The following is a 14247-nucleotide window of genomic DNA, read 5'->3' as shown; positions in this document are numbered from 1 at the left end:
CCCCGCCGGGGCCCGCCGGATTACGGGACGCCCTCAGGGCTACCGCAGTTGCTTGCGCAGGACCGTGCAGGGGCGCCCCGCCTCGAGGTCGGCCGCCCGGCGCAGGGGCACGTAGCCCTGTGCCTGCCAGAACGCGAGGGCGTTGGGGTTGTTGTCGAGTACGGCGATGCGCACGCCCGAGCGGCCGGCGGCGCGGAAGCGGTCCTCGACCAGGGAGGCCAGCGTGCGGCCGTGGCCCTCGCGGTGCGCGGTGGCGTCGACGAGCAGCAGCCCGATCCACGGGTCGGGGTCTTCGCGGGCCGGGTCCGGGTGGTGGGCGAGGGTGGCGGCCAGGCCCACCAGGCGGCCGGCGGAGCGGGCGAGGAGGACCTCGGCGCCGTCGTGCGCGAGCTCGTCGGCGAGGGCGGCGGCGACCTGTTCGACCGTGATGCGGCGGGGGTCGGGGAAGTCTCCGCCGAGCTCGAAGAACGCGTGGTTGGTCGCGTAGAGCGCGGCGATCTCGGTGAGGACCGGACCCGGTAGGGCGCCGTCCTCGACGGGGGCGAGGGGGAGGAGGATCACCTGCCGAACCGTAGCGAAGCCCCCTCCCCGGACGGCCGGGAGGGGGCTTCGGCTAGTGCGGTGGACCCTTCCGGTCACAGCACCGGGTCCTGCCGGGTCGGACTCAGACGTTGACGCCGAAGTCCTGGGCGATGCCGGTCAGGCCCGAGGCGTAGCCCTGGCCGACCGCGCGGAACTTCCACTCGGCGCCGTTGCGGTAGAGCTCGCCGAAGACCATGGCGGTCTCGGTCGCCGCGTCCTCGGAGAGGTCGTAGCGGGCGATCTCGACGCCGCCGGCCTGGTTCACGACGCGGATGTACGCGTTGCGGACCTGGCCGAAGTTCTGGCTGCGGGTCTCGGCGTCGTAGATGGAGACCGGGAAGACGATCTTGTCCACGTCGGCGGGGAGGCCGGCCAGGTTGACGTTGATGGCCTCGTCGTCGCCCGAGCCCTCGCCGGTGCGGTTGTCACCGGTGTGGACGATGGTCTGGTCCGGGGTGGACTTGTTGTTGAAGAAGACGAAGTGGCCGTCGGAGACGACCTTGCCGAGCGCGGTGACCGCGATGGCGGAGGCGTCCAGGTCGAAGTCGACACCGGTCGTCGTGCGAACGTCCCAGCCGAGGCCGACGGTGACGGCCGCGAGGCCCGGGGCCTCCTTGCTGAGCGAGACGTTTCCGCCCTTGGAGAGGCTTACTGCCATGGTGACTGGTGTCCCTTCCTAGTCCACTTGGTCTCACTTGTCGTATGACCGCGAGAGCGCCCAAGTTACCGCTGACCTCCATAACGCGGGGAGAGGCCCGGTAGGTTCCGGGGCCGGAGAATTCCCCGGATGGACGCACGGACCGCCCGTCCGTACGTACGGATCGAGCGCGCATGCGAAATGCGGGTGACGGGGGCCGGGGCGGGGGCGGATCATAGGGGGCATGCCTGGTCCCTATGTCATCCGCGGTTCGGTCGTGCTCCCCGAGGGCGAGCTCGCCTGGCGTTTCTCGCGGTCCTCCGGACCGGGCGGCCAGCACGTGAACACCTCGGACTCGCGCGCGGAGCTGCTCTTCGACGTCGCGGCGACGAAGGCGCTGCCGGAGGTGTGGAAGGAGCGCGCGCTCGAACGCCTCGCGTCCCGCCTGGTCGACGGCGTGGTGACGGTACGGGCCTCCGAGCACCGCTCGCAGCTGCGCAACCGGGAGATGGCGCTGGTCCGGCTGGCCGCGCTGCTCGCGGAGGCGACCGCGCCGCCGCCCAGGGCCCGTCGGGCGACGAAGATCCCCCGGGGGATCAACGAGCGCCGACTGCGCGAGAAGAAGGCCCGCGGCGAGACGAAGCGGGGCAGGAACGCGCGGGACTGGTAGCGGCGCCCGCGGCCCGTGCCCGCGCCGCGCGGCGCCGCCCGCCGCGCCTACGGCGCCAAGTGCCGGTAGCGCCCGCGGAAGTACGTCAGCGGCGGCGAGTCCGGAGACGGCTGGGCCGCGGCCAGGACGCGGCCGATGACCAGGGTGTGGTCGCCCGCCTCGACCCGGCTCTCCGTGCGGCACTCCAGGGTGGCCAGTGCCCCCGACAGGAGCGGGGCGCCGGAGATCCCGCCGCGGGTGAGGGGGACGTCCGCGAAGAGCAGGCGGTCGCTGATGCGGCCCTTCATCGCGAAACGGCTCGCGATCTGGAGCTGGTGGTCGGCGAGCACGGAGACCGCCCACAGGGGCTGCTCCTCCAGCAGGTCGTCCATCCGGGAGCCCTCGCGCAGGCTGACCAGGACCAGCGGCGGGTCCAGGGACACGGACATGAAGGCGGTCGCCGTCATGCCGACGTCCTCGCCGCGCGGGCCGCCGGCCCTCAGCGCGGGCTCGTGGGCGGTGATCAGGCTCACGCCCGCCGCCAGTCGGGACATCGCGGCCCGGAACTCGTCTTCGCTCACCCCCTCAGGATGGGGGGCGGGCTCGGGAAGCGTCGGCGCAGGGGTCGTGTTCGGCACAGTGAGGACGCTACTGTCGCCCTCTCGCGCGGCGCATCGGGCTGAAGTCCCGGCCGCGCCCCCGCCCTGTGGCCTAGGCCGGACGTATCGTTTGCTCCCGGGAACGGACCGGCGGGAAGCCGGGAACGGACCGGCCGCTACACCGCCCGCGGACCGGTGACGCGTGCACCTTTTTTCATCTCATGTGACTTGAGTCACAGAGAGCAAGATTTGTTGACCCTGTGTACCTGCCGCACAGCTCACTGTGATTCAGTGGACGGGACACCGCAACGAAACGCCGATGACAAACCTGGAGTTGCTGTCGAGGTCTCGGGGAGAGCGAGCAATGGAGACCGAGTCGGAGCCGTACGTCCGTCTTGCGACCCTGCGGCAGCTGCACCAAGTGGTGGCCGAGCTCAATACGGCCCGGAGCCTGGCCGACACCCTGCAGACCGTCGTGGACGGCATCGTCGTGGGCCTCGGCTACGAACTCGCCTGTGTCAACCTCGTACGCCCCGACGGTGATCTGGTCGTCGCCGCCTTCGCCGGGGACCCCGCCGCCGAAGCCCTGATCACGGGCCGGGTCGGCTCGCGCGCCTCCTGGGAGCGCCGCCTGACGATGGGCGAGAACTGGGACGGCCTGCGCTTCATCCCGCACACCGAGGGCTGGGTCCTCATGGAGGACGACGTCCCCCAGTGGCACACGGACGGCCCCGATCCGCGCTTCGAAGACGAGTGGCACCCCGAGGACCGGCTCTACGCCCCCATGTACGCCTCCGGCGGCGAGCTGCTCGGCGTCGTCTCGGTGGACCGGCCGCGCAACGGGCGGCGCCCCGGCGCGTGGGGCCGCGAGGCACTCCAGATGTACGCGTTCCAGGCCGCGATCGCGATCAGCAACGCCCGCCTGCGCGCGAACATGCAACGGGCCCTGGTGCGGCTGGAGCGCGAGCAGCAGGCCCTGCGTGCCAGCGAGGAGTCGTTCCGCCAGGCCTTCGAGTACGCGCCCAGCGGCATGGCCATCGCCGAGATGGGCGGCGACCAGCACGGCCGCCTGCTGCGCACCAACGACGCCCTGTGCCGTCTGCTGGGGCGGCCCGCCTCCGTGCTGCGCCGCTACTCCTTCTCCGACCTCGTGCACCCCGAGGACATCGGCACCCTGCTGCGGACCTCCGCCGAGGGGGGCCGCGCCGAGCTGCGCCTCGGCCGGCGCGACGGTACGTACGTCTGGGTGTCCTTGCGCAATTCCGTGGTCGCGGACGCCGCCGACGGGCCCCGGTTCCTCCTCACCCACGTGGAGGACATCGAGGAGCGCAAGCGCCACGAGCTCCAGCTCGCCCACCGGGCCAGCCACGACTCGCTGACCGGCCTTCCCAACAGCGCGGAGCTGCGGGCCCGGCTCGGTGCCCGGCTCTGCCGGCTGCCGCAGTCGGTGCGCGCCACGGCGGTGGAGGCGCTGGACGCGGCCTACGAGGGCCGGCCCGCGCCGGACGGCATCCCGGGCCAGGGCGCGGGAGCGGGTACGGGATCCGGTGAGCACGGTTTCCGGCCCGACGGGTTTCCCGACCCCTTCGAGTACCCCGGCGGCGGCCCCGGGGTCCCGGCGGGTCACGGGGCCGGTCCGGCGGGGGCGTTCGACCACCACGTGCACACGGTCGCGCCCGCGACCGACATCGACGACGGCACGAAGGGGCTCGCGGTGCTCTTCTGCGACCTCGACGGCTTCAAGTCGATCAACGACAGGTTCGGGCACCACACCGGAGACGCGGTCCTGATCGAGGTGGCCAGGCGGCTGACGACCGGCGTCAGGGACGGTGACACGGTCGCCCGGCTGGGTGGTGACGAGTTCGTCGTGCTGGCCGACGGGCTGGGCGCCGCGGACGCCGCCGACCTCGCCGTCCGCCTGCGCAACGCGATCATCCCGCCGATCCGGGTGGACGGCCGCGCGGTCCGTGTGGGAGCGAGTTTCGGCATCGGATGGGCCAGCTGCGGGATGTCCGCGGACGAGGTCCTGCGCTCCGCCGACCAGCGGATGTACATCGAGAAGCGGTCCCGCTCCAAGGCCCACCGCCGGGCCGGGTGAGGTCGCACGCCACCCGTGGGTGCACCTGTTCGGGGTAGGCTCGCCGCGGTCGAAAGGAGTGACCTGCGATGACGACGCCCGCGAACAACAGCCCGAACGGTGGGGCGAACCAGCCCGAGGCCGACGATCCGTTCGGCTACCTCTACGCGGACGGCCAGGCCGCCGGAGCCACCCCGCCGGGCCAGGCCGGCGGGTACGGCTACCCAGGGCCCGGCGGTGGTCAGCCTGGTGCGCAGCCGGGCGTGCCGCGGACCTCGTACAACCAGGTCCGCACGGTCGGTGACCGGCCCTACGGCGGCCAGCGCGGGCAGGTTCCGCAGCAGCAGCCCCAGGCCTACCAGGCTCAGTACCAGGCCCCCGAGGCGCTTCAGGCGGGCGGCTACGGCGTTCCGCCGCAGCAGCAGGCCCAGCAGCCCGGCGGACCCCACGGTGGCGGCCACGGCGGCGGCCACGGTGGCGGCGGGTCCAGCCGCAAGGGCATGCTCATCGCGGCCGTCGCGGTGGTCGTCGCGGTCGCGATCGGTATCGGCGCGGCGGTGACCTTCGGCGACAAGGACAAGGGCAAGAACGACAACGCGGGGAAGGACTCCCAGAGCCAGGCGCCGTCCCCGCAGACCTCCCAGGGCCAGTCGAGCGGCTCCCCGTCGCCGGCGGCCGAGCTGCCCAAGGGCGACGCGGGCGGTCCGGGCATGGTGATCAGCGGCGGTGCCAAGCTGGAGAACGCGGTTCCGGGGGCGAAGAGCGCGAGCGGCCAGTACGTCGGCCAGTTCAACCAGCCCGGCGCCGCGGTGACCTGGACGCTGGACGTGCCCAAGGAGGGCACCTACCGGCTCTACGTGCGCTTCGGCATCCCCGGCGAGGAGGCGAACGGCACCCTCGCGGTCAACGGCAAGCCCAACAGCTCGCCGTTGAGCATGCGCAACTTCACCAATTCGCCCAAGGGCGACTGGGAGAAGGGCTGGCAGTCGACCTGGGGCCCGGTGACCCTCACCAAGGGCACGAACACGATCAAGCTGTCGTGCGAGGCCGGCAACAAGTGCCAGGTCAACATCGACCAGCTGTGGCTGCAGGCGGGCTAGACCCCGCTGACGGCCTCGACCGCCGCCACCTCCACCGACCCCTGTACCTCCTCGTAGGTGCGGGGGTCGAACTCTCCCGCGGCGGGGGCCAGGACCGTGGCCGCCGAGAGGGCGACCGCGCGGGTCAGGCGGTCCGGCCAGTCCAGGCCCTCGGCGAGGGCGGAGAGCAGGCCCGCGACGGCCGAGTCGCCGGCGCCGGTGGGGTTGCCCGACAGGGTGCGGGGCGGGGTCGCCCGCCAGGCACCCCGGCCGGTGGCGGCGAGCAGGCCGGCCGGACCGAGCGAGGTGATCACGGCGTGGGCTCCGCGCCGGCGGGCGTCCCGGGTGGCGGGCAGCGGGTCCCGGGATCCGGTCAGCTCGGCCAGCTCGGCGGCGTTCGGTTTGATCATGTCGGGGCGGGCGGCGATCCCGCGCCGCAGGGCCTCGCCGCTGGTGTCCAGGAGGACGGGCACGCCGGCCGCGCGGGCCGCCCGTACGAGGACGGCGTAGGCGCCGACGGGGACGCCGGGGGGCAGACTGCCGCACAGGGCCACCGCGTCGGCGCCGTCGGCGAGCAGGGCCTCATAGCGGGCGAGGAGGGCGGACCACTCGGCCGGGGCGATCAGCGGGCCCGGTTCGTTGAACTGCGTGGTGTCGCCCGAGGCCTCGTCGACGACGGCGAGGGTGCGCCGGGTGGTGCCCGCGCAGGGGACCAGCTCGTCGCGTACGCCGGGGGAGGCGGCGAGCAGTTCGCGTACGACGGCTCCCGTGCGGCCGCCCGCGAAGCCCGTCGCGGTCACCTCGTGGCCGAGCGCCGCGAGGACGCGGGCGACGTTGAGGCCCTTGCCGCCGGGGCGTTCGGCGACGTCGCTGACGCGGTGGGAGGCGTGCGGGCGCAGCCCCGGCACGCGGTAGGTGACGTCGAGCGCGGTGTTGAGCGTCACGGTCAGGATCATGGCAAGCCTCGGTCGCCTCGGTCTCGGGGTGTGCCGGGATCATGCCAGGAGGCGCCGCCCGGCGGTAGCCGGGGGACGGGGCGGCCGGTCCGGTCTCCGGACCGGTCGCCCGCCCGTGATGCCTGCTCAGGGGCGTGGTGACGCCCGCTCAGGGTGGTTGCGGCCGTTACGGCTTGACCGGACTGACGATCCATTCGCCGCGCCGCATGACGCCCTTGACGTCGAAGGCGGCGTCGAGGACGACGAGGTCGGCGTACTTGCCGGGTTCCAGCGAGCCGACCTGGTCGTACGCGCCGATCAGCCGGGCCGGGTTGGCGGAGATCGCCTGGACCACGGACTCGACGGGGAGCTTGTCGAGGGTGACGGACCGCTTGAACGCGGTGTCCAGGGTGAGGGTGGAGCCGGCGATGGAGCCGCCCTCGACGAGGCGGGCCACGCCCTCCTTGACCTCGACCTCCAGCGGGCCGAGGTGGTAGATCCCGTCGCCGAAGCCGGCCGCGTCCATCGCGTCGGTGATCAGCGCAACGCGGTGGGCGCCCGCGTGGTGGAAGGCCAGCTCCAGCATGGCCGGGTGCAGGTGGGTGCCGTCGTTGATGAGCTCGACGGTGACCCGCTCGTCCTCCAGCAGCGCGGCGATCGGGCCCGGCGCGCGGTGCTCCAGGCCCGGCATCGCGTTGTAGAGGTGGGTGGCGACGGTGGCGCCCGCGTCGATCGCCTGGAGGGTCTGCTCGTACGTGGAGTCCGTGTGGCCGATCGCGGCGACGACCCCGTGCTCGACCAGCAGCCGTACGGAGTCCAGGCCGCCCGGGAGCTCGGTGGCGAGGGTGAACATGCGGGCGGCGCCGTGCGAGGCGTCGATCAGCTTGCGGACCTCGGCCGGGTCGGGGTCGCGCAGGAGGTCTTCCTTGTGCGCGCCCTTGCGGCAGGGGTTGATGAACGGCCCCTCGAAGTGGATGCCCGCGATGTCGCCCTGCTGCGTCAGCTCGCTGAGCAGGCCGGCGCGGCGGGCGAGCTCGTCGAGGTCACCGGTGACGGTGGAGGCGACGAGGGTGGTGGTGCCGTGCTCGCGGTGGGTCCGTACGCCCTTGAGTACCTCCTCGGCGGTCCCGGAGGTGAAGGAGGCGCCGCCACCGCCGTGGTTGTGCATGTCGACGAAGCCGGGGACGATCCAGTGCCCGGACAGGTCGATGACGGCCGCGTCCTCCCGGGCGCTGCCGGCGATGCGCTCGCCTTCGACGATGAGCCGTCCGCCCTTGACGGTGCCGGTGGGCAGCACCACGTCGGCGCCGGAGAGAACGGTGCTGCGGCCCACATGTGCGCTTCCGGACATCAGGCAGGTACCTCCGTGGCGAGTAGATCCCAGGCGAGCAGCCCTGCGCCCAGGCATCCGGCGGTGTCCCCTAGGGCTGCCGGAACGATGTGGGGCAGCCGCTGGAACGTCACGCGTTCCTCGACGGCCGTCCGCAGTGGTGTGAACAAGGTTTCTCCCGCCTCGGCCAGGCCGCCACCGATGATCAGCGTGCTCGGGTCCAGCAGGGTGATCGCGGTGACCAGCCCGTCGGCGAGGGCTCCGATGGCGGCGAGCCACACCTCCTTCGCCGCTGCGTCACCGGATTCGACGGCCTTGGCGCAGTCCGCGGCGTCGGCTTCGGGGTCGCCGGAGGCGGCCGCCCAGGCGCGGCTGACGGCGGACGCGGAGGCGAGGGTCTCCAGGCAGCCGTGCTGCCCGCAGCCGCAGGCGGGTCCGCCGGGGCGGACCACGATGTGGCCGATCTCGCCCGCGTAGCCGTGCGCGCCGGCCTCGATGCGGCCCGCGATGCCGATGGCGCCGGCGATGCCGGTGCCGAGCGGGACGAACAGGAAGCGGTCGGCGCCGCGGCCCGCGCCGATGCGGCCTTCGGCGAGTCCGCCCGTGCGGACGTCGTGGCCCAGCGCGACGGGGATCCCGCCGAGGCGTCTGCCGAGCAGTTCGCGCATGGGGACGTCGCGCCAGCCGAGGTTCGCCGCGTAGACGGCGATCCCGTTCTCGGCGTCGACGATGCCGGGGACGGCGACGCCGGCGGCCGAGGCGGCCACGGCGAAGCGCTCCCGGCCCAGGGCGAGGAGTTCGAAGGCGAAGTCCTGGATCGTCTCGACGACGGCTTCGGGGCCACGCTCGCGTCCGGTGGCCCGGCGCGCCTCGTGGAGCAGGGTGCCGTCCTCGGCGACGAGGGCGGCCTTCATCCCGGTGCCGCCCACATCGAGGGCGATGACGTGTTTCACGGGTTTCACGGGTGACAGTCTCGCGTGCTTGGAGGGGAAAGGTCTAGTCCACTGGGGTGGGGATTGTTGAGCGGCCATACAAATTCGGGTCCGTGACCGGGGCGCGGGCCCCTGACGTGGGGTTCCCGCGCACGTGTGCGGGGGGTCGCGTGCAGGGCGTGTGGACGTTTCGGGGCCGGATGTTGACGAGCCGCGAAAGTGGTGTAGACCTTTACGCGAATCGTACGGAACAACCTGGGGTGGAGCGAGAACTGTGAAGGCGCGAACTGTGCAGGCCCGAAACCTGAAGCTCGCCGCGTCCGGCGTCGCACTGTGCCTGACCACCGTGACGCTGACCGGCTGCGGCGCCGTGTCGGGCCTCACCGGGAACAACGAGGTCACCCTGCGGGTCGTGGCGGCCGACTACGGGGACAATCCCGAGAACTCCTCGAAGGGCTACTGGAAGAGCCTCGCCACGGCCTTCGAGAAGGACCACTCCGGCATCAAGGTCCAGGTCGACGTCTACTCCTGGTCGGAGGTCGACGCGAAGGTCGCCGCGATGGTCAAGGAGGGCAAGGCCCCCGACGTCGCCCAGATCGGCGCCTACGCCGACTACGCGGCCGACGGCAAGCTCTACTCCGCCGACGAACTGCTCTCCGTGAACACCGAGGCCGACTTCCTCGCGCCGCTCGCCGACGCCGGCAAGGTCAGGCGCGTCCAGTACGGCATGCCCTTCGTGGCCAGCACCCGGCTGATGTTCTACAACGAGAAGCTGCTCTCCGACGCCGGAGTCATCCCCAAGGACGCCAAGGGCCCCTGGCAGCCCAAGAGCTGGGCGGAACTGGAGGCGGCCGCCAAGAAGCTCAAGGCGGCCGGGGTCCCGACGCCCTTCGCGCTGCCCCTGGGCCGCGAGGAGGCGCAGGCCGAGACGATGCAGTGGATGCTCGCGGGCGGCGGCGGGTACAGCGACAACGAGGAGGCGTACTCGATCGACTCCGTGGACAACGTCAAGACCTTCGAGTACCTGCGCGACAAGCTCGTCGCACCGGGCCTGACCGGCCCCGTCGAGCCGTCCAAGCTGGACCGGCAGGCCGCCTTCGACGCCTTCACGCGCGGCGAGGTCGGCATGCTCAACGGGCACCCCACGCTGCTCAAGCAGGCCGCAGAAAAGGGCGTGAAGTACGGCATGACCCCCATGCCGACCGCCGACGGGACCGATCACTCCACGATGGGCGTCGCCGACTGGGTCATGGCCTTCAAGACCGGCCACAAGAAGGAGTCCGGGCAGTTCCTGGACTTCCTGTACCAGCCGGCCAACGTGACCGCCTTCACCGGGAAGTACGACCTGCTGCCCGTCACCACCAGCGGCTACCGCGAGACGGAGGCCGCCACGGGGACCTCGTCCGCGCAGCTGAAGACCTTCCTGCAGGCGCTGCCGAACGCACGGCTGTACCCGGTGGGCAAGAAGTCCTGGGCGGGCGTGAGCGAGGACGTCAAGCAGAACATCGGCAAGAGCGTGCAGCCGGGCGGGCAGCCCGCCAAGATCCTCGGCGACATAGCGGAGGCCGCGCGCAAGAACGACCCGCGCTGATCGGTGGGGCCCCGCAGGCCGTCGCGCCGGCTGTCGGTGGCGCCCCTCCGGCCGCCGCGCCGGCTGTCGGTGGGCGGCGTTAATCTGGCCGTATGACGGACGAGGGGCGGCCGCCGGCCGGGCTGAGCGCCGACGAAGCGGCGGTGCTCGCCTACGAGGGGCGCACCTGGCCCGGCCCCGGCGCCAAGGAGCGGGCCATACGGGAAGGTCTGGGAATGTCCCCGGTCCGCTACTACCAGCTGCTCAACGCGCTGATGGACGATCCGAGGGCGCTGCGCCACGCCCCCGGCACCGTGAACCGCCTGCGACGCATCCGCGAAGCCCAGCGGTCCCGGCGGTAGCGGTCTGCCGCGCGCCGTAGCCGTGGCCCGGCGGGGCCGTTAGGGTCGAGCGTATGGGGAGCCATCCGCACGATCTGCCGATGCCCGTGACCGCCGCCGGACGCGAGGGACTCCAAGCCCTCCTGCACGCACCGCACCGCGCCGTCGTCGCCCTCGACTTCGACGGCACCCTCGCCGACATCGTCGCCGACCCCGACCAGGCCCGGGCGCACCCCGGAGCCGTCGGCGCGCTCTCCGCGCTCGCCCCCGTGGTGGGATCGGTCGCGGTCGTCACCGGCCGCCCGGCGGGCGTCGCCGTCCGCTACGGGGGCTTCGCGGGCGTCCCCGGCCTGGAGCACCTCGTGGTCCTCGGCCACTACGGAGCCGAGCGCTGGGACGCCGTGACCGGCATCGTGCACGCGCCGGCCGAACATCCCGGGGTCGCGGCGGTACGGGCCGAGCTGCCGGGGTTCCTGGACGCGATCGGCGCGTGGCGCGGCACCTGGATCGAGGAGAAGGGCCGGGCGCTTGCGGTGCACACCCGCCGGGCAGAGGACCCGGCGGCGGCCTTCGAGGCCCTGCGCGAGCCCCTGGCGGGGCTGGCGGCCCGCCACGGCCTGATGGTCGAGCCGGGCCGGGCGGTGCTGGAGCTGAGGCCGCCCGGGATGGACAAGGGCGTCGCGCTGAGCGAGTACCTCGCGGAGGTGGGGGCCTCGTCCGTGCTGTACGCGGGGGACGACCTGGGTGACCTCGCGGCGTTCTCGGCGGTGGAGAAGCTGCGGGCGGAGGGGGTGCCGGGACTGCTGGTGTGCAGCGGCTCCGCGGAGGTCCCGGAACTCGCGGCGCGCGCGGACCTGACCGTGTCCGGCCCGGGCGAGGTCGTGGCCCTCCTGGCCGCCCTGGCCGCGGCGATCGCGTCCCCTTCCTGACGCCGGACCGCCCAGCCGTCGGCCCGGCCCACGGGACAGCCCTCGGGCCGTCCCCTTCGGATCTTCCCGGGCCGACAAGATCCGAAGGGGACCGCCTAGCCCCGCAGGGCGTCCAGTTGGGCCCTGAGCCATTGCGCCGGGGGGAGGGCGGTCGCCGCCGCGGCCAGGCGTTTCGTCCGGTCCGCGCGTTCGGCGGACGGCATGGACAGTGCCGTGTGCAGGGCCTGCGCCGTCTGCGTCACGTCGAACGGGTTCACCGTCAGCGCGTCCTCGCGGAGCTCCCCGTACGCCCCGGCCCCCGTCGACAGCACCAGCACGCACCCCGCGTCCGACACCACCGGGATCTCCTTCGCCACCAGGTTCATCCCGTCCCGCACCGGGTTGACCAGCGCCACGTCCGCCATCCGGTACACCGCCAGCGAGCGCGCGAAGTCGTCCTCGACGGAGACCACCACCGGCTGCCAGTCGGGCGTGCCGAACTCCTCGTTGACCGAGGCCGCGAGCTCCTCCACCGAACGCGTGTAGGAGCGGTAGGCCTCCAGGTCCTGCCGGGACGGGTACGCCGAGGCCAGGTGCACCACCCGGCCGCGCCATTCGGGGTGGACCGTCAGCAGCTCCCGGTAGGCGAGCAGGCCGCGCAGGATGTTCTTCGACAGCTCCGTGCGGTCCACGCGCACGATGGTCCTCAGGCCGCGGGTCTGCTCCCGCAGCACCTCCAGCTTCGCGTCCACCTCCGGCCGGTGCGCCAGCATGCGCAGCTCGTCCCCGTCCACGCCCAGCGGGAACACCGCCACCGGCGCCCCCGGCTCCGCCGACGCCGTGAACTCACGCGCCCACTGCTCCGTGTGGAAACCCACCTGGTCCGCCCCGAGCATCCCCCACAGCAGCTGCCCGCGGATGTCGTCGGGGAGCATGCCCAGGAAGTCGGGGGACGCCCACGGGGTGTGCGTGAAGTGCCCGATCCGCAGGTCCGGGCGCAGGTCCCGCAGCATGCCCGGGACCAGCGCGAGGTGGTAGTCCTGGACCAGGACGCAGGCGCCCTGCGCCGCCTCCTCGGCCAGGGCCTCGGCGAACGCCCCGTTGTACGTCACGTAGGAGGCCCAGCGCCGCCGGAACTCCGCGTCGAAGACCGGCTCGCGCGGGATGTCGTACAGGTGGTGGTGCAGGAACCACAGCACCGAGTTCGCGATGCCGTTGTACGCGTCGTCGTACACCGCGGGGTCGACGGCCAGCATCCGCACCCCCGGCTCGGCCACGCCCCGCCGTACCGCCTCCCGGTCCGCGTCCGACAGCGCCGCGCAGATCCACAGCGCCCCCGGCTGCTCCGCGAGGGCGGCGGAGAGGCCCGAGACCAGACCGCCCCCGCCCCGGCGCGCGCTGAGGGCGCCGTCCGCGTCGAGGGCGTACGAGAGGGGGCCGCGGTTCGCGGCGACGAGCACCTGGGAAGCCATGCGGCGAACCTAGCCCGCCCCGCGTCCGGTCAAACGTCCGGTTACGCCACGCGACGGCGCGCGTACTCCTCGATGTCCAGCATCGGCGGCCGCTCCTCGGTGTCCACGGCGTGCGTGTGCGGGACGAAACCGTCAGGCCCGCGCTCGAACTGCGTCAGCTCCGGCCGCAGGAGGTGTCCGCGCGAGAGCCGTACCAGCGCCGTGCGGTATATCGCCGCGGCCATCCGCCCCAGTGCCTGCCCGTCCTGGTGGCGGTGCAGCCGGACCCCCACGTCCACCTGGGCCAGCGACCTCAGCCCGACCGTGTGCAGCGCGTCCACCAGCAGGCCCAGCTCGACGCCGTAGCCGACGGGGAACGGCAGCCTTTCCAGCAGGTCGCGGCGGACGGCGTACTCGCCGCCCAGCGGCTGGACGAAGCCGGCCAGTTGCGGCCAGTGCAGGTTGAGCAGGGGCCGGGCCACGAGCTCGGTGACCCGGCCGCCCTGGCCGTGCAGCCTGCCCTCGGCGGATCCGTCGAATTCCGTGACGAGCGGGCGGTCGTACATCGCCTTCACGAACCGCACGTCCGGGTCGGTCAGCAGCGGGCCGACGATCCCGGAGACGAAGGCGGAGGAGAAGTCGCGCAGATCGGCGTCGACGAAGCAGACGATGTCACCGGTGGTCGCCAGCAGCGAGCGCCACAGCACCTCGCCCTTGCCGGGCAGGGCGGGGATCCGCGGCAGGATGTCGTCGCGGTGCACCACGCGGGCGCCGGCCTTCGCCGCGACCTCCGCCGTACGGTCGGTGGAGCCCGAGTCGATCACGACCAGTTCGTCGACCAGCGGAACCGGAAGTCCCTCGATCAGATCGCGCCGGATCACCTCGACGATGGCGCCGACCGTCGCCTCCTCGTCGAGCGCCGGCAACACGACGCTCACCGTGGTCCCCGCTGCCCGCTTGGCGGAGAGCAGCTGGTCGAGCGGTCGGTCGGCTGCGGACCAGGAGCGGTCCGCCAGCCATCGCTCCACCTCTTCCAGCACCTTCAGCACTCCCTGGTTCATCCATGTTTTGGACCGAATTGTGATCCATCTCGCGGTTCGGACGGCTGTCTCAACCGCCCGGGCCTTCGGTTACAGTCTTGAACAACGCGAAGGTCC

At 72.8% G+C, this 14247-nt stretch carries 14 protein-coding genes; 6 read left to right on the top strand and 8 right to left on the bottom strand.

All coding sequences use genetic code 11. From position 1 onward, the window contains the following. Positions 1 to 39 precede the first annotated feature (39 nt). Both ACFWBY_RS02150 and ACFWBY_RS02145 read right to left on the bottom strand, forming a co-directional pair. Complete coding sequence (locus ACFWBY_RS02150) at positions 40 to 561, bottom strand: GNAT family N-acetyltransferase (RefSeq protein WP_385330540.1); 522 nt, start codon at positions 559 to 561, stop codon at positions 40 to 42. 103 nt (positions 562 to 664) lie between these two features. Further along, positions 665 to 1240: a TerD family protein gene (locus ACFWBY_RS02145; protein ID WP_385330543.1), complete on the bottom strand. Its 576-nt coding sequence runs from the start codon at positions 1238 to 1240 to the stop codon at positions 665 to 667. A gap of 223 nt (positions 1241 to 1463) precedes the next feature. Between ACFWBY_RS02145 and arfB the strand changes: the two genes are divergently transcribed. Further along, entirely contained in the window at positions 1464 to 1889 is a 426-nt protein-coding gene (gene arfB / locus ACFWBY_RS02140) for an alternative ribosome rescue aminoacyl-tRNA hydrolase ArfB (RefSeq protein WP_385330546.1), read from the top strand. Between the two features lie 47 nt (positions 1890 to 1936). Here arfB and ACFWBY_RS02135 read toward each other — a convergent pair whose 3' ends face one another. Next, positions 1937 to 2449 (bottom strand): flavin reductase family protein, encoded by a 513-nt coding sequence (locus ACFWBY_RS02135; RefSeq protein WP_385330548.1) that lies wholly within the window; start codon positions 2447 to 2449, stop codon positions 1937 to 1939. Between the two features lie 382 nt (positions 2450 to 2831). Between ACFWBY_RS02135 and cdgB the strand changes: the two genes are divergently transcribed. Continuing rightward, positions 2832 to 4565, top strand: a complete 1734-nt coding sequence (gene cdgB, locus ACFWBY_RS02130; RefSeq protein WP_385330551.1) for a diguanylate cyclase CdgB — start codon at positions 2832 to 2834, stop codon at positions 4563 to 4565. A gap of 68 nt (positions 4566 to 4633) precedes the next feature. Beyond that, complete coding sequence (locus tag ACFWBY_RS02125; RefSeq protein ID WP_385330554.1) at positions 4634 to 5644, top strand: CBM35 domain-containing protein; 1011 nt, start codon at positions 4634 to 4636, stop codon at positions 5642 to 5644. Here the strand turns inward: ACFWBY_RS02125 and ACFWBY_RS02120 are convergent. From ACFWBY_RS02120 to ACFWBY_RS02110, 3 genes are all read right to left on the bottom strand, one after another. Beyond that, positions 5641 to 6579, bottom strand: coding sequence for a 1-phosphofructokinase family hexose kinase (locus tag ACFWBY_RS02120; protein ID WP_385330557.1), 939 nt, complete (start codon positions 6577 to 6579; stop codon positions 5641 to 5643). The two genes, ACFWBY_RS02125 and ACFWBY_RS02120, sit on opposite strands and share 4 nt — an antisense overlap. A 166-nt stretch (positions 6580 to 6745) precedes the next feature. After that, a complete protein-coding gene (gene nagA / locus ACFWBY_RS02115) occupies positions 6746 to 7909 on the bottom strand; it encodes an N-acetylglucosamine-6-phosphate deacetylase (protein ID WP_385330560.1) in 1164 nt (387 codons plus the stop codon). Continuing rightward, complete coding sequence (locus ACFWBY_RS02110) at positions 7909 to 8841, bottom strand: ROK family protein (RefSeq protein ID WP_385330861.1); 933 nt, start codon at positions 8839 to 8841, stop codon at positions 7909 to 7911. The genes nagA and ACFWBY_RS02110 overlap by 1 nt, the downstream gene beginning before the upstream one ends. A 268-nt stretch (positions 8842 to 9109) precedes the next feature. On the opposite strand from ACFWBY_RS02110, the gene ACFWBY_RS02105 reads away from it, so the two are divergent. The 3 genes from ACFWBY_RS02105 to otsB all read left to right on the top strand — a co-directional run bounded on the left by ACFWBY_RS02105 (position 9110) and on the right by otsB (position 11660). Beyond that, the gene (locus ACFWBY_RS02105) at positions 9110 to 10411 is read left to right on the top strand and encodes an extracellular solute-binding protein (protein ID WP_385330562.1); all 1302 of its coding nucleotides are present in this window, start codon (positions 9110 to 9112) and stop codon (positions 10409 to 10411) included. A 92-nt stretch (positions 10412 to 10503) separates the two neighbouring features. Beyond that, positions 10504 to 10752: a DUF3263 domain-containing protein gene (locus ACFWBY_RS02100; protein WP_385330565.1), complete on the top strand. Its 249-nt coding sequence runs from the start codon at positions 10504 to 10506 to the stop codon at positions 10750 to 10752. A gap of 53 nt (positions 10753 to 10805) precedes the next feature. Beyond that, the gene (otsB, locus tag ACFWBY_RS02095; RefSeq protein ID WP_385330568.1) at positions 10806 to 11660 is read left to right on the top strand and encodes a trehalose-phosphatase; all 855 of its coding nucleotides are present in this window, start codon (positions 10806 to 10808) and stop codon (positions 11658 to 11660) included. 95 nt (positions 11661 to 11755) lie between these two features. Here otsB and ACFWBY_RS02090 read toward each other — a convergent pair whose 3' ends face one another. Further along, a complete protein-coding gene (locus tag ACFWBY_RS02090) occupies positions 11756 to 13111 on the bottom strand; it encodes a trehalose-6-phosphate synthase (protein WP_385330571.1) in 1356 nt (451 codons plus the stop codon). A gap of 41 nt (positions 13112 to 13152) precedes the next feature. Next, positions 13153 to 14130 (bottom strand): glucosyl-3-phosphoglycerate synthase, encoded by a 978-nt coding sequence (locus ACFWBY_RS02085; protein WP_385330864.1) that lies wholly within the window; start codon positions 14128 to 14130, stop codon positions 13153 to 13155. Positions 14131 to 14247: the final 117 nt, after the last annotated feature.

It is taken from the genome of Streptomyces sp. NPDC060049 (assembly GCF_042736715.1).
In the GTDB taxonomy this organism is placed as follows: domain Bacteria; phylum Actinomycetota; class Actinomycetes; order Streptomycetales; family Streptomycetaceae; genus Streptomyces.
This window is presented reverse-complemented; position numbering and strand designations above follow the sequence as displayed.